Raw genomic sequence first — 19,577 nt, 5'->3', positions numbered from 1 at the left:
TTACTTCTAACTCACTTCAACTAATTTTCTTTCTAAATCAAACAGAAACCCGTGAATATATTCTTCCGTCCATTCTGAACCATATAAACGGGTAAACATTCCCCGTGCCGGGTCTTTTTCGGCCCGATACTTAATATAGCATCGATGGGCGTTGAGGATTTGTTGCCGTTGTTGTTCGGCTGGGATGGGTTCGGCTTGGGCGACAAATTTTAAATAGGCGTGAAGGTAGTCTTTAAACGCTGCAAAGACGTGGGTTTTTACGTCTTCCGTTTCTTGAGGTCGAGTCCATAAAAAGCAGGGGGAAAAGAACGGTTTAGCTTCTTCGGGAAAATCTCCTCCCCAAGGTAAATGGGTTTGATAGGTTTTGAAGGTTGATAACAGGGGTTCTGTATATTTTTGTTGATAGGCTGCATCGTGAAATAACGGCTGCATATCAAGGGCGATTAAATGTCCTCCCGGTAAGGTTACGAGGTCAGCCCCAAAAAAGGGTAAATCATAGCTTAATTCGGGAAAAATTACGAAGTTGAGGACTTGAAGTGAGTCACCCCCTTGAACGTGGGCGGCTCGAATTTGTCTCAATTTCTTGCTTTTAAACCCATAGCTCGTGGTCACAACAGCGTCTTGTTTTTTTCCTTTTCCCATCACCCCTTCTTTCCGTTCAAATCCTTCTGGAATTGGGTAAGGCTGGAGTTCTAGCTGCTCTGTGAGCAGTTGGAGAGCGTAGTCTAAAAAGGGTTGATAGAGAGTCATTTTAAGTTTGACATTTACTGATTGAGCTTGGGGGAAATCTTACCGTTCGACCGCCGGAACCGCTAAAGAAACAGCATCTTCAAACAGGAATTCATAGAGGAAACGTTCGGCCCATTCATGCCCAAAATAACTGCTAAATAGACCGGACGCCGGATCGCGATCGGCGCTGTATTGATCGTAGTCTTTTTGGGCTTTAACGATCCGCTGAATATCTTCGGGATCGGTCAAAGGTTGGGCTTCTTTTAAGAGTTTAAAATATAAGTTAATATATTCTTGATACGCCGGAAATAATTGGGTGACAACTGTGTCGATGTCGGTTTTGGCAAAGAGGATATTTTTGGAAAAGTATTGATTGGAATCATAATATTTCATTTCTAGGTTCTGCGCCAGGTTCTTGTACTTGTTGCGAAGGGGACGCATCGGTTCAATATATTTGTTTAAATAAGCTTGGTCTTGAAATAAGGGTTGAAAATCTAATACCACTAAAATTTTCTTTTTTCCAAAGGCTAAGAAATCTATTCCTAATAGCGGGAGGTCGTAACAATGGCTCGGATAAATAACGCTGTTGAAAATTTGAGAGGTTTCTCCCCCATCGATGTAGGTATAGCGAATTTTACGGAGTTCTGAACACTGATAACACCAGCTTCTAATCGTGGCTGGATTTTTCCCTTTCTCACTGACTTTCATCTCTAAGCCGGGAGGAATGGGACTACTTTGCAAGTCAAAATGCTTAAAAATTTCCTGTTCCAAAAAGACTTGAAAGGGTTGAAACATAATAAAATATTAAATGAGTAATGATGATTGTTTTACAATAGAGGAGAGCAATCGCCTCTGTCTCATCTTTTCTCCAGAAAGTAACAAAACTTAATATAACGCCTCATTTTGCTTCCGGTCAGTTTGACTATTCAGGCGGTAGAGGAGTCGATGATGGAACGGCCGATCGCTAGAGTTTTGGTTAACAAAGCCTCTGGCTGCGACGATCCGTTCAATGTTCGGGCCAATTTTCGCGAGTTCCTGGACTGCATCGACCGTCCGAATAAAAATGAATAATTTGTAAAGATATATTAAGAAATCTTAAAAAATCTTTGGGAAGATCCGGTTGGGTCTCATCCAACGGCCAACCCAGGGGAGAGGAGAATGTTATACAGTTCTGTGGGGTATTGGGGAGACAATACCCGATGAAACCTTTTTGAATTAACGCTTTTAGTCATTCTCGACCCGATCCCAAGAAGGAAAAAGTCAGACTAAAAAATTACGAAATGTAACTTTCTTTCCAAGAATCGAGACAAGAAGAATCAAACCCCTCTATCTTGAGGCACAGTCAGTTAAGACTCTGGCTAGAGCTAAGACTTTAGTTTTATTTTTGTCAATTTTTTACTAAGGAGAGCGAAATGCTTGACGCTTTTTCAAGAGCCGTAGTAACGGCAGATGCTAGCACTTCCTGCATTGGCGGTAGCTCACTGGAGCAACTCAAAAAGTTTGTTAGTGAAGGAAACAAGCGTCTCGACGCTGTGAACGCAGTTTCTAGCAATGCAAGCTGTATCGTTTCTGATGCGATTGCTGGAATGATCTGTGAGAACACAGGTTTGATCCAAGCGGGTGGTAACTGCTACCCGAACCGTCGCATGGCGGCTTGTTTGCGTGATGGTGAAATCGTTCTGCGCTACATCACCTATGCTTTGTTAGCCGGTGATGCTTCGGTTCTCGACGATCGCTGCTTAAACGGCTTAAAAGAAACCTATACTGCTCTGGGCGTACCCGCAACCTCTGCCGTTCGTGCCGTTCAGATTATGAAAGCTGCTTCTTTGGCTCATATCAATGGTACCAATACTCCGGGTCAAGCTGGCGGTCGCTACAAGAAAATGGAGATGATTCAAGGAGATTGCTCTGCGATCACTGCTGAAGCCGCAAGCTATTTTGACCGTGTAATTGCCGCTCTGAGCTAATTGCTCAAGCCCAATTTTTGATATTCGATTTAATCTAACCTGGAGAAAACAAAGATGAAATCAGTTGTTACTACAGTTGTTTCTGCTGCGGATGCAGCGGGACGTTTCCCCACCACATCTGACTTAGAATCCGTACAAGGTAGCTTACAACGTGCGGCCGCTCGGATGGAAGCTGCTGAAAAACTCGCGTCTAACCTCGATTCCGTTGCTCAAGAAGCTTACGATGCTTGCATCAAAAAGTATCCTTACCTGAACAACGAAGGTGAAGCCAACTCCACCGATACCTACAAGCAGAAGTGTCTGCGTGACATCAAGCACTATATGCGCTTAATCAACTACTGCTTAGTTGTTGGTGGTACCGGTCCTCTCGATGAGTGGGGTATTGCCGGTCAGCGTGAAGTTTATCGCGCTCTGAACCTGCCCACCGCTCCCTATGTTGCCGCTTTAACCTTTGCTCGCAACCGGGGTTGCGCTCCTCGCGATATGTCTGCTCAAGCTTTGGTTGAGTACAATGCTCTGCTCGATTATGTGATCAACTCCTTGTCCTAATCTGTGGGATTAACTTGAGTTCATTTCGGTTTTAGAGTAGTGATCGGGGATTCTGGGTTGATTGCTTTGCCTTAACCCCGTTAAGTAATCAACTTAGAGTCCCTTAGTTCCTGCTAAACTCCAGAACTTCTCTGGTTAAAATATTTCCTCATGGCTACTGATTCACTGTTTGAACAGCTAAAGCATCCTAACCCCCGACTGCGAGAACGAGCGATGTTAGAATTGGCAGAGGTGCGCGATGAACAGACGATTCCCCGCTTACTGGATATCTTGGGAGAACCCGATGTCAACTATCGCCGCTCCGCCGTCAAAGCGCTCGGAGTGATTGGCATTGATTCGGTTTCCCCTGTCGTCGGTGTCCTGCTCAAGAGTGAGGATATGACCATTCGCGCCAGTTGTGTCAAGGCTCTGGCTCAGGTGGCTTTTAATCATCCCGATACCCCCTTTCCAGAAGAAGGTCTACAGGCGCTCGCAACGGTTCTTCACGATCCTAACCCGGTGGTGAATATTGCCACAGCAATGGCGCTCGGCGAAATCGGTGTACCGGCTCTCGATACTTTAATTGCAGCGGTGCAAACGACAGATAACCCCGCTCTGGCAATTGCTGTTGTGAATGCGATTAGTTCGATTAATGATCCGCGAGCCGGTGAAATCCTCAATCAGATCGCTCAAGATGAATCGGTGGATGCCTACGTGCGCGAATCGGCAACCAGTGCAGTGTCTCGATTTGATCTGATGAGTCAATATCAAGCTCGCGAGTAATCGCCAATCTAACTGCCAAATTTAATGTTAGCGCAAGCCGCTAGAAGTTGGGGGAATACCTATTTACATCAGTCCACTTGATTTGAGAAGATAAAAGCTAACTTGTAAACCTCAAAAATCAAACAGATGACTGAAGCATCCGAACCCCAAAATAACGAAACTATCTCGGCTCAAGACATTGCCGAGTTGCTCGAAGAATACCAACAGTATCGTGAACGTCTCCTCAACGAAACTTTAGAAACGGCAAAGCGAGCTAAAATTTCTCAAACCGCAACGATGGCTCGACTCGAACCCGAACTTGCTAAAATTGATTCTGTTTTGGAACAATTGCGGCAGCGTCAAGCGAGTTTAAATCCTAATACTTAGTTCGGATTGAACTGCTGATGTTCAGATGAATAATTTTCAGATGAATAATATGTCTCACTCTACAACTGACTTGACAGACGATCTCGTTGCTGTGGCTCAACAAAAAACGGATACTCTCATTCAAGAGGTTCGCGAGCAACTCCAAGCCCAAACCTTTGATTTCAATAACCTAGAGTTAATGAGACAAATGGTTAACAGTTTTTCCGATTCTCGGGGTATGACTCGGTTGGCGATCGCGGAAACCTTCGGTGAAATGATTGGTAAACCTGCTACTCCGGTTTTATTGGAGGGTTTAGCCGATCATCCCAACCCCGTTGTTCGTCGAGCTTGTGCTAAAACTTTAACGTTAATTGCCGATCCCAGTGCAATTGCTGGCTTGGTTCACGCACTGCTCAACGATCAAGATACCGTCGTTCAGGGATCGGCGGTCGGAGCATTAGCGAGAATAGGAAAACCGGCCATTCCTTGTTTATTAGAAATTCTACAAACACCCGACCATTCAGAAAGTATTAAAGGACACGCAGCTTGGGCGTTGGCTTTTATGGGAGTAGAAGCCAAAGAGTCTTTGTATCAAGCCTTCTCTTCCGACTCCGATGAGGTTCGGGCTGCTGTCGTGGGAGCAATTGCCAATATTGTTGCTAACGAACCCGAAGAACAGTCTTTTCAAATTCTTTTACAAGCTTTGGATGATTCGGCTGAAGATGTTCGCAGTGAAGCGGCTGCGGTTTTGGGAAATTTAGCTTATCAACCTGCTGTTCCTCAGCTTATTGATTTACTCCAACATTCTAGCGCTCAAACCCGAAAGTCAGCGGCTTTAGCTTTAATGAAAATCAACGATAAAACTGCTTTAGAACCGTTGAAATCTGCCCTCGCTCAAGAGTCGGAAGGGGATCTTCAACCGGTGATGCAACTGGCTGTTAATCAACTGGAACGACTGTAAAAGTTATCACAAAATGATGAATGATGACTGATCAATTATGAATTCTAAAAAAGATTAATTCTTAGAGGACAGAGAGCTTTGTTCTCTAAGAATAAACCCATTTTTATCACTGATCATTCATAATTTTTTCCCTTTTTTTGAATTTATAATTTTACATTCATCATCCGGATTAACCCGAAATAGCCGCTTCTAAATTTATTGGAATTAAGCAACTTCTAACTCATAACTTTGTTGAACTCGCTCTAATTCTAAATCAGAAAAGCGATCGACAGCCCAATTCGCCAAACGTTGAAGCATATGCAAGGGATAGGTATGAGCCACACCAACAACCGGAATTTTAGCATTTTGGGCGGCTTGTATTCCGGGATATGTATCCTCGATCGCCAAACATTCACAGGGATGTAAATTCAATTGAGGATATTTTTGATTAAGTCGTTCAACCGCTAATAAATAACCTTCGGGATCGGGTTTGCTGGTGGTAATTTCATCTCCGGCGACAATTACAGAAAAATATTCGGCAATATTAATCCGATTTAATATTAATTCAATTTCCGGTCGCACCGCTCCGCTAACAACTGCTATTTTAAACTCGGCGGCGTGAATTTGGGAAACAAACTCTTGAACTCCCGGATAAACGGGTAATTCTTCTAAAGCTTCCATCTGTTGACAATAGGCTTGACTTTTGCGAACAATTAGCCTTTCGAGATACTCATCTGTCACCATTCTACCCCGATGGGTGAGCAAGTCTCTCAAACAAGCGCGATCGCTACGTCCCAAACAGAATTCTCGAAATTCTTCGGGTTTAGTCCGTAAGTTTTCTTCAATAAGCAACTGTTGAATGAGTCGCTCGTGAAGGGGTTCATCATTAATAATTATACCGTTGAAGTCAAACAGAACTGCTTTGAGAGTCATACAATAACACAAAATCTAGACATTCAAACCTTCTGAGAGTCGAAGTGAGAAAAGGGGAAAAACTCCTCAATTTCTCACCAAAAAATGATTCGCCCTCTGGAGTTAAGCCGGTGCGGGTAGTCCCGCAGAATGATCATTTGTGGGGTTATTGTAACTTACCCGAGTCTGAGAACTCGCAGATGTTGAGGTATTTTTAACAATGGGTTTAATTCCCCGGCTAATTTGATGAACCCACCACCAATCATCGGTTTGGACTTCAGCAAATCCGGCTTTGGTCATCCATTTATCGACACTGGCGGCAGCATAGGCTTTAATGTAAGGCTCCTCAAAGATTTCTGTCAACCATTCGGTCTGTCGTAACGCCTTCTGGTTTCCATCCAAAACGATAACTTCTCCCCCCACCCGCAGCAGACGAAAACTTTCGTTGAGGATGGTTTGGGCGACTTCTGGGGGGGTTTCGTGGAACAATAGAGACGCAGTGACCAGATCGAAAGACTGATCGGGGAAACCGGTCGCTTCGGCGTTGCTGTGGCGAAACTGAATGTCTAATCCGGCTTTTTTGGCTTTGAGTTCCGCCGCGACTAACATATAGGGAGATAAGTCTACGGCGATCGCTTCGGCGTTGGGAAAGGCTTTTTTTAAGAGTAATGTTGTTGAACCCGTACCGCATCCCAAGTCTAAAATTCGTCGGGGTTTAACTCGTATTCTATCGATTAATCCTTGGCGAACAATTGTTTCGTTGGGGGGTAAAACGTGTTGGGTGATGGGGTCGTAGGAAACGGGCGCTTCTGGGTTGAGATATCCGCCTTTTATCCCGTGAAAATTTTGACTTTGGTAATAGTCGGGATAGGTTACACTGGGGTTGGTGAGGCGATCGCTTTCTTTTTCCCAATTGATGCTTTGTTTAAATTGTTTGAGGGCTTCTCCATCGATGAGAAAGTTCTCAAACAGGGGGGCGAGAAACTGTTGGAAAATTGTATCTTTACGAACGGACATAGGAATGGGTTGGAAGTTACGCTAACTGCTATTGGGTTTTATTATTTAAGTTAACCGATCATTCGCGATCGCGGCGGTTGTCGGAGGGCTGAAATTTTTAAGTCTGTCGGAGAATCAATCCGTTTTTGCTGCGGATGCTTGCTGCGGAGTTGGGTGCTAAGATCAGCAATAAATAACGGTTTCAATTGCTTCAGTCGGGGTTTCTACTATATAAACGCGATCGGGAGATAGACTTTTAAAAAAAACTTGGCTTTCTAGATTATTATTCAGCAGAATAACCGTTTTCTGTTGTTTAATTCCCAAAGCAATTTCTGAAGCTGTTCCCGCACCCATTCCGCAGGCGATAATTACATCGCTAGATAGAACATTAATTATGTTTCGAGCGTTGCCTAAGTTGGTAAAAATGGCAATATCAACGGCTTCAGACATTCCCAAGGACGTGGCACCGGGTAAAATTCCCAACGTTAAACCCTCGGCGGATTTTGCCCCCTGACTTGCCGCTTCCATCACGCCAATATTTCGCCCGCCGGTTAACAAAATCCATCCCTGTTTAGCAATTAATTGACCGAGTTGATAAGCATTTTCTAAATCAACAGAAGTCGCCGTTTCACCTGGCCCCATTACACCGATGATTGTTTTTTTCATTTTAAGTTAAAACGTTAAGCTTAAACCTTAATTTTTGTTGAAATTTTTGTAAAAAATCTCAGAAATGCTATCCTGTTTTTATCCTTTTTATCCCTCAGCATATGATGAAAATCTCTGCCCCTGCCATTATTCAAATGCGCCAAGATTTAATGGCAGACTCCGAACTGAATTTTAACTTCATGGTTTTGGTTGTTACCTCCTGTTTAATTGCCACCTTTGGGTTGCTGAGTAACAGTGCGGCGGTGATTATTGGGGCGATGTTAGTTGCTCCTTTAATGTTACCGCTTCGAGGTTTAGCTTTTGGGGCTTTAGAAGGCGATCCGGAGTTATTTCGCCGCAGTTTTACCTCCTTAGTTGCTGCGACTTTAGTCGCCCTTAGTTTATCGATGTTGTTAGGACGTTTAACGGGTTTTCAACTTTTTGGAACCGAGGTGATCGCCCGGACTCAACCGACATTAATTGACTTGGGTGTAGCAATTGTTGCGGGCGGATTGAGCGGTTTTTCAAAAGTTAGACAAGGAATTAGCGATGCAGTCGCGGGGACGGCTATTGCTGTTGCTTTAATGCCTCCTTTGTGTGCCGTTGGTTTAACCCTGTCTCAAGGACTTTGGAGTCAGAGTTACGGTGCTTTTTTATTGTATTTTACCAACCTTTTGGGGATTACCCTGGCCTGTATGATTGTGTTTATCATGGCAGGGTATACCCGAGTTAATATTGCTTTGGGTTGGGCGATTTTACTAACTGGATTGTTATTTTTCCCCTTGGGGTTGAGTTTAATTCGGTTGATTATTCAAGGTCAAGTTGAATATAATCTTACCCGAATTTTTACCCGAAATACACTCACCGGTCAGCGAGTGGAATTACTCGATACTGACATGATTTGGACAAGACAGCCCGTGTCGGTTTATCTAAAAGTTCGCTCAAAAGATCCGATTACTCCCAAACAAGTCCGTTTAGTTCAAGAATTTCTAGAGGAAAGAATGGGGCGAAATTTTGAACTCATTGTACTGTTAGACTCAATTACAGAAGTCAAAGCCGAACAACTGCCAACGGAGTTACCCGAACTCGATAAAAAATCAATGAGCAAGAAGAAAATCAACTCACCAATCCAGCCAATCGATCTGAAAAAAAAGAAATTCTGGCGTTAAAAGGGGGTTGTTTCTTCCTAAAATAAAGTTCCCGAGATCATTCCCGCCAACAAAATAAAACCCACCCAAACATTCTGACGAAAAATTTCACCGTAGACGGGTTTGGGAATTTCGGGTTGTTTTAATTGACGATAGTGTTGAAACCAAAATACAAAAGCGATCGCCAAACTCAGCCCATATTCCCAATGTAATTTCATCTCAATTCCCAATGCAGCCAATAAACCCACCGTTGCTAAGAAGAAAATCCCGACAGCATTAGCCGCTTGATCTCCAAAAAATAACGCACTAGAATTAACTCCCATGCGTTTGTCATCTTCGCGATCGCTCATCGCATAAACCGTATCAAAGCCCAAAGTCCACACCACCGTCGCGCCCCAAAGTAACCAAGTAGCAGGTTCTAAACGCGCCACCGCAGCCGTCCAACTAATTAAAACTGCAAAACCCCAAGCAATAGATAAAACCAATTGGGGAACCGGAAAAAAGCGCTTGGCGAGGGGATAACAAATGATTACGGGGACGGCAGCGACGCACAGCCAAAAACTCAAAGAATTGAGATAAAAAGCCAATCCAGCCGCACAAGCAAAGGCAACAAAAGCAACAACAATACCGGTTTTGACCGTTAACGCACGGGAAGCCAGGGGACGACTGCGAGTCCGTTCAACTTCGGGGTCAATATCGCGATCCCAGAGATCGTTAACCACGCATCCGGCGGCGCTGGTGGCAACACTTCCAAACACAATCACCAAAACTAAAAGCGTCGGGGGTGTGGCGTGAGAGGCTAAAAACACCGCCCAAAGTGCAGGAATCATTAAAATTAACCGTCCTGCGGGTTTATCCCATCTCAATAATCGAATAATCTCAATTAAAGTTGATTGCGGTTGAGGTTCCGATTGAATCACCATCTCAAGAAGTTGGAATTTGCACTGAGTTTTCAGCTTTTATTCTATAGTTTCTGCGTTAGGCTGTCATCGATAATCAGCAATTGAGTTTTGATGGCGATGGGTTGACTGTTTTCAGGTGTCCAGATCCAATCTCTGAGGATTTCAGTTGAAATTAAGTTCCTCAGTGCCGAATTAAAATGCTGTATTTTCTGGAAAATTCTGGTAGATTTGAGTCAGAATGTCTCTCGATCAAAAAAACCGGACAGTCATCCGGCTCGATCGTATGAGATGATCGTTATAATGAACGCTCAAATTTAAGTTTCATGGTGAATTCAGTTTCTTCAGCTAAAATTTCTTCTGTATCTAACAGTAAAGATCGAATTCTCGCGGCTATCGATCTGGGTACCAATTCCTTTCACATGGTGATTGTAAAAATCGATCCGACATTGCCGAGTTTTACGATTATTGCGCGAGATAAAGAAATGGTTCGGCTTGGAGATTGTGGCCCCAAAGGTCGCTTAAAGCCCGAGGTGATGGAACGGGGAATTATCTGTTTGCGTCGGTTTCAAGAAATTGCTAAAACGTACAATGCCGAACAAATTGTTGCCGTCGCCACCAGTGCGGTTCGAGAAGCGCCCAACGGTCGAGATTTTATCAAGCAAGTTTCCGATGAATTAAATTTAGAAATTAGTTTGATTTCGGGTCAAGAAGAAGCTCGGCGGATTTATTTGGGTGTTTTATCCGCAATGGAGTTTAATAATCAGCCTCATGTTATTATTGATATCGGGGGCGGTTCGACCGAGTTAATTTTAGGAGAAGGTCGAGAACCGACGTTTTTGAGCAGTACAAAAGTGGGGGCGGTTCGTCTGACTCAAGAGTATGTTAAAAGCGATCCAATTAGTCGCAATGAGTTTCTATATTTACAAGCTTATATTCGCGGAATGTTGGAACGCACCGTTGATGAACTGGCGTCTACTCTGAGCAATAAAGAACCGATTCGTTTGGTGGGAACATCGGGAACGATTGAAACTTTAGCCGTTATTCATGCGCGGGAAAAATTGGGAACAGAACCCACTCCTTTAACCGGTTATGAGTTGACATTGAGTGATTTACAGGATTTGGTAAATCGTTTTCGGAAAATGTCTTATTCTGAACGGTTAGCAATTCCGGGGATTTCCGATAAACGAGCCGAGATTATTTTAGCAGGTGCTTTGATTTTACAAGAAGCAATGACACTGCTGAATATTGATTCTTTAACCGTTTGTGAACGGAGTCTGCGAGAAGGGGTAATTGTTGATTGGATGTTAACTCACGGGTTAATTGAAGATCGTTTGCGTTATGGGAGTTCAATTCGTCAGCGAAGTATCCTCAAAATTGCTCAAAAATATCAAGTTAATTTGGATCATGGTGAACGAGTTGCTGCTTTTGCTTTAAATTTATTTGACCAAACTAAATCTATTCTTCACGATTGGGGTCCAGAAGAACGGGAATTGTTATGGGCGGCTGGAATTTTACATAACTGCGGTTTGTATATTAGTCATTCGGCTCACCACAAGCATTCTTATTATTTAATTCGGCACGGTGAACTTCTCGGATATACCGAAACTGAAATTGAAACGATAGCGAATTTAGCCCGTTATCATCGCAAAAGTTCGCCGAAGAAAAAACACGAAAATTATCAGAATCTTCCGAAAGTTCACCGTTTAATTGTCGATCAGTTGAGTCCTTTATTGAGGTTTGCGGTGGCTTTGGATCGGCGTCAAATCGGTGCCGTTGCTCGGGTTAGCTGTCAGTGTCATTGGGAATCACAGGAATTTCATTTAAAGCTAAAACCTGCCGATCCTAAAGATGATTGTGCTTTGGAGTTATGGAGTTTGGATTTCAAAAAAGAAGCTTTTGAATCCCAGTACAAGTTAAAAGTCATTGCATCTTTAGAATCGGTAGCTGTTGTTTCGTGATTAAAGTTTGACCGGGTTAATTAGGGATTTTATCGCCTTTATTTTGTCAATTTTGCTAGTTTTCTATAGCAATGTTGCAAAATTGGAGGATTGATAAATGTCTTGAAAATCAGGAATAATGAGTAAATTTCTCCGGGTGTTTCCCGTTCTTTCCATTGACCCGGACAACAAAACAACATTGTAACTAACTTTCGATGTTGGGAAAGGGTAACGGGTTGAAATTTCACTTCTAAAGTCGGAAATGAATCGACTAACGTGTAATTGGTAATTTCTCCCGTTAGCGTTAATTCTTCGTCAACCATGTCTAACTCAACGGGTAAAGGTTCATGGGAAATTAGCCGATTTTCGCCTTGAGTTTGGCTGTTGAATTTTTGCGTTAGCTGAATTTTTGCTCCCACTTCAGAGATTTTGGTTGTGATTCCCCAAAGGGTTTGATTGCCAAGTTTTAAACGCACAATTTTTTGCAGTTCAAACCCATCATCATGTTCTGATTTGGGAGCATCAATTAAAGCTAAAATTGCGACTCCAATACTCAATAAATTGTACAAACTCCAGATTAAACCCAAGTTGAAACCTTCAGTAAGTTCAGCAAGTTCAGGAGTTAGGGGTACTGTTCCCCAAACTCCTAAAATTCTTAAAAGTCCGATTAATGTAGCAATAAATAGCACAATTAACGGCCACCCCAGACTCCAATTGAATGAATATCGCCGGCTTGAAAGTCCTTTTTCAGTGACTTGAAATTTCTGCTTAAATGGATTAAGCATGGCGAGAAACATACTGACAGATAAAGGAAAACAGAGAACCGTTTTATAAATTTCTGCAATAACAACCGAACTACTTCGTTCATTTAGCCATCTAAAAACAACGACTTGAACCCAATAGTAAGGTAAAAAGAAATACAGCCATTCTTCTGCTGTTGCTTGCACCGGAAGAATCCCGAAAAAAGCAAAAGCTAAGGGCATGAACAAGAAATAGGGATAAGCCCAAACACTTAACCAATGGATTAATCCTTCTAAATGCCCCAACCTTTGAGAGAGTTTTAAACCGCGAATTGTCAGAGGATTAGAATTGATAAAGAAGGCTTGTAAAGTTCCCCGTCCCCATCGTTCTCGTTGTACAAAATAGTTCGTTGTATCTTCGGCTGCCAAACCCGAACTGAGTTTTTCTCTTAAATAAATTAACTGATAACCTTCGGCGGACAAACGAATTCCGGTAAAATAATCTTCACACATGGATTCTGTTACAAATCCGCCTATTTTTTCGAGAGCTTTCCGCCTCACTACAAATGATGTCCCCGCACAAACTGTACTGTAAATTCCGTCTTTCAGTAACTCAATATGTCGATAAAATGCTTCTTCATCAGGGGTTAAAATCTTTTCTAAACCCAGGTTTTTAGCAATTGGATCGGGGTTGTAAAAGGTTTGGGGGGTTTGAACTAGAGCGACTGTTTCCTCTTGAAAAAAACCAACAGTTCGAGTTAAAAAGTTACGGGTTGGAATAAAATCTGCATCAAAAATGACAATCAGTTCGCCGTTTGTTAGCGGGAGTGCGTGGTTTAAGTTGCCCGCTTTAGCATGAAGATTATCGGGTCGAGTTATATACTCGCATCCTAATTCTTGAGCCAGTTTTTTGACCTCTAAACGCCGACTATCATCGAGTAAATAAACCTTTTTGTTGGGATAGTCTAGAGCTTGACAGCCGATGATTGTTCGTTTTAAAATAAAGGTAGGTTCCTGGTAGGTTGGAATCAATATGTCAACTGTAGGGGTAAATTTTCCTTTCTCAACATTGATTTCCATTTGATTGGCTTGCCGAGTCCGATCTTTCATTCTTAACACCAACCAGAGTCGAATTCCGCCGGAAATCCAGATTAAAACTTCTAAAAAGAGTAATCCCAAACTCAATGTTCCACTAACCGGATCGCTTAAATTTAAGCTTGATAGCGATCGCCATAAAATATAGCGAATCATTAAAGCCAAGACAATTGCTATAATAATTGTCCGCGACCATAATTTAGGTTTACGAGAGATTTTGATCGCCGCAAAAGCGGTTGTTACTAATACAATCGTCGGTAACAAGAGATATTCTTGGGAAATTTCAGGGGGTTGTATCCAAATGGGAGGATTCTGTTGTGCCAGATGAATGTAAGCAAAAAATTCGCTAAGGGTTTGTTCTCCTAAAACCCATCCTCCGGCGATCGCAGCAAATAAGCCGAGAATACCCAGTAAGACGAATGTAGCTGTGTGAGGACGACTAAAACGCCATAAAGCAAGTCTCAAGCGTTGGTAATTATAGCCAGATGTCATACCCAGAAAACTCCTGAATTTTGCTGTATTGATTGAGAGAGGAATCTAATCAGACCGTGACTAAAATTTCAAAAAAAGTTACTTGATTGATTCCTCTGTTACATTATTTAACATTTTTCTGAAAATTGAATGAGAAATGTCTATGAAAATACTGTGTAAACCCTAGAAGTCAGTATGGGCGAGGAATTAATCGCCTTCAACACTAAAAATTAAACTTCATATTTGTGAAAAATTCGCAAGTTGAAACGGAGAGTTAACTGAAAGTTTGACTCTCGGTTCACAAATAAATAGGATAGGCACAGCCTACCCCATTTTTTCCCCCTCATTTTTCTAGATTGCTATCCGATCAATCTTTGATAACAATCAACCCGCTCAATACTATATTTTTTCTTATTTATTCCGATGTGTGGATATTAACCTATCCCCGTCAACAATGATCAATTGTTATTGTTGTTATTGTTGTTGTTAGTCTTAAGTTGAGTTTGCCAGTTGGCGATCGCTTTTCGAGCCGCATTATAAGAAGGTGTCCCCTGAGGAACTAACTGAGCCGCTTGGATCGCACTATTCAACTGTTTGTTTTGAGCGCGAGATTGAGCAATATTCAAAATCTCAGCGCTCCATTGAGTAATTAATTGTTGAGCTTGCTGATAACTGGGTTCTTCTGGCTTGATTTTACGCAACTGGGTAATCCCCTGATTATAAGACGAAGCTTGTCCGGGTTTAATTGCCGCTTGTGCAGCTTTCACCGGTGCAAAACTCTGATCAATTTCTTGTTGCTTTTGTTGCCATTGTTTGAGATCAACTTGCGCCCGTTCATAAATTTTGCGGTTCGTCTGAGGTATAAGTTTAGCAGCAGCAATGGCATCGGAAAAATTGCCCGCTTCTGCTCGTCCCTCAGCGATATCTAAAATGGTTTGGCTCCAACGTTCTATATTCTCTTGGGCTGCCGGATAAAGAGGATCTCGTTGGGGAATTTGACTGGCTAAACCGATGGCATTGCTAAAGCTAGATGCAGAAGCACTTTGTAAAGAGGCTTTGGAACGTTCTAGAACGGTTTGATAGTTGGGCTGTGGGTTGGCGCTATCGTTGGCTGAGGTCGAGGGCGCTGATGTTGAGCCGGGGGTTGATGAGTCTTCGACTAATTCTGTGGGAGTGGTTGATATAGCTTCGGTTGTGTTTTGACCCAGAAAGATAGATTTATTGGTATAGAACACACCGAGTAGTAATAAGAGGGCGGTGGCTCCACTCCAGAGAAGAAGTTGTTGGAAAAACGATCTGTCCGACATAGGTTCTTTTGTAGAATTTTTTTGAGCCGGGGGGTCGATCTGAGTTGGGGTTGAGTCAGTAGATGAATGAGTGCTTGTCGTTGGAGTCGGTTTCTCGGAAGACTTTTGATTGGTGTGATTGGTGTGATTGCTACCAAATCTTAACGGAAAGTTGACTCGGGTATTGGGGGTTTTCGGACCGGTGCCATTGTTTTTTTCATCTACAACTGAATTAACCAGATTTCTTCCATTATGACTGGCGATCGTGGCAGTGGCAGGAAGTTGATCGGGGAGTAGGGTTTGATCGATGTTACCTGCGGGATTGAGTACGAAGACTGGGTTTTGTTTGGGTCGCAGGTGTTGATCGGTGAGTTGGGGTAAGTAGTTACTCAGGTAATGACACAACTGTTGAATGGTTTTGCATTGTCCTGAGTTGAGTCCTTCCAAAATTGCTGCGGTAAAAAATCCGTGACGTAAAGCGGAGGTTTCCCGAGAGACTTGATCGGGCTGACAGGAGAGTAGGGTGGGTATTGCCATTTGATTGGCTAGTTCCATGGTCGCGGCTCCGACTGTACTTCCGGCTCGTGCGCCTTGACTGCGGTTGATATCGAGCAGAACCAGTAGTTCTGATGTGGGAGCTTCTTTAAGTGTCTCGAAGATCTGCTTTAGGGGTATTGCTGTGGCTTCTAGATTTGCAGGGTTGCCGTCAATGGGCATTAGGTAATCTTGGCCTTCATGGGTTAGACCATAGCCGCTAAAGAAACACCAGAGTTGATCGCCCGAGTGCAGTTGTTCTTTACAGATAGCTTCGATCCAATGCTGGAGGTTATCGCGATTGGGATAAGTCCCAATTCCCCACACTTCCGGTGAGGTGTCGCTGATTAATAAGCTTTTGTCTGGTGAAAATCCCCCTCGGTCTACTAAGAAGCGATGTAGAGCTTCTGCGTCTTTTTGGGCGTAGCTGAGGGGTTGTAGATACTGATACTGGTTAATTCCGATTGCGATGCAAGCGTGATGTTTCATCACTGACACCTTCACGTATAGGTCTGAATCTCTCAAAAAACGATAACACACTCAATGGCGGGACTCTCTCACCAACTTCATATATATAAATATCGGGTCTGGGTTTGGAGTAGCTGTTCTTAAGTGTTAGGACTGTTGGACCCAGGGAGAAGGTCACACAAGAGTTGACCCAAAAGATCGGAGGATGTCTTTTCAGGATCGGGCCGCCGATTCTCTATTGTTGGGCCACCGTTAGGGGAAAAGAGATTAATCTCTAATTTTTCCCCGAATTACAAAATCGCTTAAACCCCCTCTTTATCTTGATTTCAGTCCCACAAAAGCCGCCTCTAAAAAAGAAATCCAAAAAAATTTTCCAAAAAGTGTTGACAATCCCAGAAGAGTCCGCTACATTAGTAAATGCGCTCGAGAAACGGAAACGACATCGAAAGCGCCCGAACCTAGAAAACATAAGAGTTTGAAAGCCTAAGCACAGGTCCTTGAAGAAATTCTTTTGAGAGTCTTGGGAAACCAAGAGTTATCGAATCGTAACAAATCAAAGATACTAGCCAGAAGAGGAAGCGCAAGTCATTACTAAGATTGTAATGGAAAAGCGGACTCAACTCAGTGGTGAAATCAACACGGAGAGTTTGATCCTGGCTCAGGATGAACGCTGGCGGTCTGCTTAACACATGCAAGTCGAACGGACTCTTCGGAGTTAGTGGCGGACGGGTGAGTAACGCGTGAGAATCTGCCTCTAGGACGGGGACAACAGAGGGAAACTTCTGCTAATCCCGGATGAGCCGGAAGGTCAAAGATTTATCGCCTAGAGATGAGCTCGCGTCTGATTAGCTAGTTGGTGAGGTAAAGGCTTACCAAGGCGACGATCAGTAGCTGGTCTGAGAGGATGATCAGCCACACTGGGACTGAGACACGGCCCAGACTCCTACGGGAGGCAGCAGTGGGGAATTTTCCGCAATGGGCGAAAGCCTGACGGAGCAAGACCGCGTGGGGGAGGAAAGCCTTTGGGTTGTAAACCCCTTTTCTCAGGGAAGAAGAAAGTGACGGTACCTGAGGAATCAGCCTCGGCTAACTCCGTGCCAGCAGCCGCGGTAATACGGAGGAGGCAAGCGTTATCCGGAATGATTGGGCGTAAAGCGTTCGTAGGTGGCCCTTCAAGTCTGCTGTCAAAGACGGGAGCTCAACTCCTGAAAGGCAGTGGAAACTGAAGAGCTGGAGTGCGGTAGGGGCAGAGGGAATTCCCGGTGTAGCGGTGAAATGCGTAGAGATCGGGAAGAACACCGGTGGCGAAAGCGCTCTGCTGGGCCGCAACTGACACTGAGGGACGAAAGCTAGGGGAGCGAATGGGATTAGATACCCCAGTAGTCCTAGCTGTAAACGATGGAAACTAGGTGTTGCCTGTATCGACCCAGGCAGTGCCGTAGCTAACGCGTTAAGTTTCCCGCCTGGGGAGTACGCACGCAAGTGTGAAACTCAAAGGAATTGACGGGGGCCCGCACAAGCGGTGGAGTATGTGGTTTAATTCGATGCAACGCGAAGAACCTTACCAGGGCTTGACATGTCCGGAACTCTGGGGAAACTCGGAGGTGCCTTCGGGAGCCGGAACACAGGTGGTGCATGGCTGTCGTCAGCTCGTGTCGTGAGATGTTGGGTTAAGTCCCGCAACGAGCGCAACCCTCGTTCTTAGTTGCCATCATTAAGTTGGGCACTCTAGGGAGACTGCCGGTGACAAACCGGAGGAAGGTGGGGATGACGTCAAGTCATCATGCCCCTTACGTCCTGGGCTACACACGTACTACAATGGTAAGGACAGAGGGCAGCCACTTCGCGAGGAGGAGCTAATCCCGAAAACCTTGCCTCAGTTCAGATTGCAGGCTGCAACTCGCCTGCATGAAGGAGGAATCGCTAGTAATCGCAGGTCAGCATACTGCGGTGAATCCGTTCCCGGGCCTTGTACACACCGCCCGTCACACCATGGAAGTTAGCCATGCCCGAAGTCATTACTCTAACCGTTCGCGGAGGAGGGTGCCGAAGGCAGGGCTGATGACTGGGGTGAAGTCGTAACAAGGTAGCCGTACCGGAAGGTGTGGCTGGATCACCTCCTTTTTAGGGAGACCTAACTTTAGTCGAGCCAACCCAAAAACGATTCAGGTTCGCTAAGGTCATCCTAGGTCGGTCAAGGACAACAGCATTAAACAGGCTTTCAAACTCTTGGTTCGGATAAGGGCTATTAGCTCAGGTGGTTAGAGCGCACCCCTGATAAGGGTGAGGTCCCTGGTTCAAGTCCAGGATAGCCCACCTACTACTTATTCAGAGTAAGATGGGGGTATAGCTCAGTTGGTAGAGCGCTGCCTTTGCACGGCAGAAGTCAGCGGTTCGAGTCCGCTTACCTCCACTCTCTAGAAGTTGAAATTTAGAGAGTTCAAAGCTTAAAAATCGAGTAGAGAATCATCAAAACTGTACAGCACCTAAAAGTTAGAAATGACGTTAGGATGCTGGACGAAAGTTCAGCCAGAACCTAGAAAACTGCATAGAGAATCAGGAAAAAAGGTAGAACCGTAACAGACGACATTAAAAAGTGGTCAAGCTACAAAGAGCTAACGGTGGATCCCTAGGCACACAGAGGCGAAGAAGGACGTGGCGACCGACGAAACACTCCGGGGAGCTGGAAGCAAGCATTGAGCCGGAGGTCTCCGAATAGGGCAACCTAGAAACTACTCGCTGAATCCATAGGCGAGTGAGAGCGAACCCAGCGAACTGAAACATCTTAGTAGCTGGAGGAAAAGAAAGCAAAAGCGATTTCCTAAGTAGTGGTGAGCGAAAGGGAAACAGCCTAAACCTTCTGTAAATACAGAAGGGGTAGTGGGACAGCATCAAAGGATTGCGGAAGTTAAACGAAGCAGTTGAAAACTGCACCAGAGAAGGTGAAAGTCCTGTAGTTGAAAATCGAAGCAACTGAGCTGAATCCCGAGTAGCACGGAGCCCGTGAAAGTCCGTGTGAATCTGCCTCGACCACGAGGTAAGGCTAAATACTCCTGTGTGACCGATAGAGAACCAGTACCGTGAGGGAAAGGTGAAAAGAACCCCGGGAGGGGAGTGAAATAGAACCTGAAACCGTTAGCTTACAAGCAGT

15 protein-coding genes, 2 tRNA genes and 2 rRNA genes (1 of these 19 cut by a window edge) are annotated in these 19,577 nt (G+C 44.2%); 11 read left to right on the top strand and 8 right to left on the bottom strand.

All coding sequences use genetic code 11. The features are described from left to right. Positions 1-6 precede the first annotated feature (6 nt). Together ACL6C3_RS27155 and ACL6C3_RS27150 are read right to left on the bottom strand one after the other, a co-directional pair. Positions 7-750, bottom strand: coding sequence for a phycoerythrobilin:ferredoxin oxidoreductase (locus tag ACL6C3_RS27155; RefSeq protein ID WP_413162840.1), 744 nt, complete (start codon positions 748-750; stop codon positions 7-9). A 39-nt stretch (positions 751-789) separates the two neighbouring features. Next, complete coding sequence (locus ACL6C3_RS27150; protein ID WP_413162838.1) at positions 790-1,524, bottom strand: 15,16-dihydrobiliverdin:ferredoxin oxidoreductase; 735 nt, start codon at positions 1,522-1,524, stop codon at positions 790-792. A gap of 617 nt (positions 1,525-2,141) precedes the next feature. On the opposite strand from ACL6C3_RS27150, the gene ACL6C3_RS27145 reads away from it, so the two are divergent. From ACL6C3_RS27145 to ACL6C3_RS27125, 5 genes are all read left to right on the top strand, one after another. Then, on the top strand, positions 2,142-2,696 hold the full coding sequence (locus tag ACL6C3_RS27145; protein ID WP_413162836.1) for a bleomycin hydrolase: 555 nt from the start codon (positions 2,142-2,144) through the stop codon (positions 2,694-2,696). A 54-nt stretch (positions 2,697-2,750) separates the two neighbouring features. Next, on the top strand, positions 2,751-3,245 hold the full coding sequence (locus ACL6C3_RS27140) for a bleomycin hydrolase (protein WP_413162834.1): 495 nt from the start codon (positions 2,751-2,753) through the stop codon (positions 3,243-3,245). Positions 3,246-3,395: 150 nt separating this feature from the next. After that, positions 3,396-4,007 carry a HEAT repeat domain-containing protein gene (locus tag ACL6C3_RS27135; protein WP_413162833.1) on the top strand — a complete coding sequence of 204 codons (612 nt, stop codon included), beginning with the start codon at positions 3,396-3,398 and terminating at the stop codon, positions 4,005-4,007. A gap of 126 nt (positions 4,008-4,133) precedes the next feature. Then, positions 4,134-4,373, top strand: a complete 240-nt coding sequence (locus tag ACL6C3_RS27130) for a hypothetical protein (protein WP_413162832.1) — start codon at positions 4,134-4,136, stop codon at positions 4,371-4,373. A gap of 49 nt (positions 4,374-4,422) precedes the next feature. Then, entirely contained in the window at positions 4,423-5,313 is an 891-nt protein-coding gene (locus ACL6C3_RS27125) for a HEAT repeat domain-containing protein (RefSeq protein ID WP_413162830.1), read from the top strand. A gap of 204 nt (positions 5,314-5,517) precedes the next feature. Here the strand turns inward: ACL6C3_RS27125 and ACL6C3_RS27120 are convergent, their stop codons facing one another. The 3 genes from ACL6C3_RS27120 to ACL6C3_RS27110 form a co-directional block, all read right to left on the bottom strand. Continuing rightward, complete coding sequence (locus tag ACL6C3_RS27120) at positions 5,518-6,225, bottom strand: HAD family hydrolase (RefSeq protein ID WP_413162828.1); 708 nt, start codon at positions 6,223-6,225, stop codon at positions 5,518-5,520. A gap of 102 nt (positions 6,226-6,327) precedes the next feature. Beyond that, on the bottom strand, positions 6,328-7,221 hold the full coding sequence (locus tag ACL6C3_RS27115) for a class I SAM-dependent methyltransferase (RefSeq protein ID WP_413162826.1): 894 nt from the start codon (positions 7,219-7,221) through the stop codon (positions 6,328-6,330). Positions 7,222-7,383: 162 nt separating this feature from the next. Further along, positions 7,384-7,866: a TIGR00725 family protein gene (locus tag ACL6C3_RS27110; protein WP_413162824.1), complete on the bottom strand. Its 483-nt coding sequence runs from the start codon at positions 7,864-7,866 to the stop codon at positions 7,384-7,386. 101 nt (positions 7,867-7,967) lie between these two features. On the opposite strand from ACL6C3_RS27110, the gene ACL6C3_RS27105 reads away from it, so the two are divergent. After that, complete coding sequence (locus ACL6C3_RS27105) at positions 7,968-9,014, top strand: DUF389 domain-containing protein (protein ID WP_413162822.1); 1,047 nt, start codon at positions 7,968-7,970, stop codon at positions 9,012-9,014. Positions 9,015-9,031: 17 nt separating this feature from the next. Here ACL6C3_RS27105 and ACL6C3_RS27100 read toward each other — a convergent pair whose 3' ends face one another. Further along, a complete protein-coding gene (locus tag ACL6C3_RS27100; protein ID WP_413162820.1) occupies positions 9,032-9,916 on the bottom strand; it encodes a 4-hydroxybenzoate solanesyltransferase in 885 nt (294 codons plus the stop codon). A gap of 302 nt (positions 9,917-10,218) precedes the next feature. Between ACL6C3_RS27100 and ACL6C3_RS27095 the strand changes: the two genes are divergently transcribed. Continuing rightward, positions 10,219-11,853 carry an HD domain-containing protein gene (locus ACL6C3_RS27095; protein WP_413162819.1) on the top strand — a complete coding sequence of 545 codons (1,635 nt, stop codon included), beginning with the start codon at positions 10,219-10,221 and terminating at the stop codon, positions 11,851-11,853. 38 nt (positions 11,854-11,891) lie between these two features. On the opposite strand, the gene ACL6C3_RS27090 is transcribed toward ACL6C3_RS27095, so the two are convergent. Then, a complete protein-coding gene (locus tag ACL6C3_RS27090; RefSeq protein ID WP_413162818.1) occupies positions 11,892-14,159 on the bottom strand; it encodes a glycosyltransferase in 2,268 nt (755 codons plus the stop codon). A 437-nt stretch (positions 14,160-14,596) separates the two neighbouring features. Then, a complete protein-coding gene (locus tag ACL6C3_RS27085) occupies positions 14,597-16,447 on the bottom strand; it encodes a caspase family protein (RefSeq protein ID WP_413162816.1) in 1,851 nt (616 codons plus the stop codon). A 614-nt stretch (positions 16,448-17,061) separates the two neighbouring features. On the opposite strand from ACL6C3_RS27085, the gene ACL6C3_RS27080 reads away from it, so the two are divergent. The 4 genes from ACL6C3_RS27080 to ACL6C3_RS27065 all read left to right on the top strand — a co-directional run. Then, positions 17,062-18,550, top strand: a 16S ribosomal RNA gene (locus ACL6C3_RS27080). Between the two features lie 118 nt (positions 18,551-18,668). After that, positions 18,669-18,742 (top strand) — tRNA-Ile (locus ACL6C3_RS27075). Positions 18,743-18,766: 24 nt separating this feature from the next. Further along, positions 18,767-18,839, top strand: a tRNA-Ala gene (locus ACL6C3_RS27070). A gap of 185 nt (positions 18,840-19,024) precedes the next feature. Further along, positions 19,025-19,577 (top strand): 23S ribosomal RNA (locus ACL6C3_RS27065) (it continues 2,327 nt past the right edge of the window). Together the 16S and 23S rRNA genes with 2 tRNA genes alongside form the textbook arrangement of a ribosomal RNA operon.

It is taken from the genome of Capilliphycus salinus ALCB114379 (assembly GCF_047276495.1).
Taxonomy (GTDB): Bacteria; Cyanobacteriota; Cyanobacteriia; order Cyanobacteriales; family Microcoleaceae; genus Capilliphycus; species Capilliphycus salinus.
Note: the sequence above shows the minus strand (reverse complement) of the source record. Positions and strands in the feature narration are given on the sequence as shown.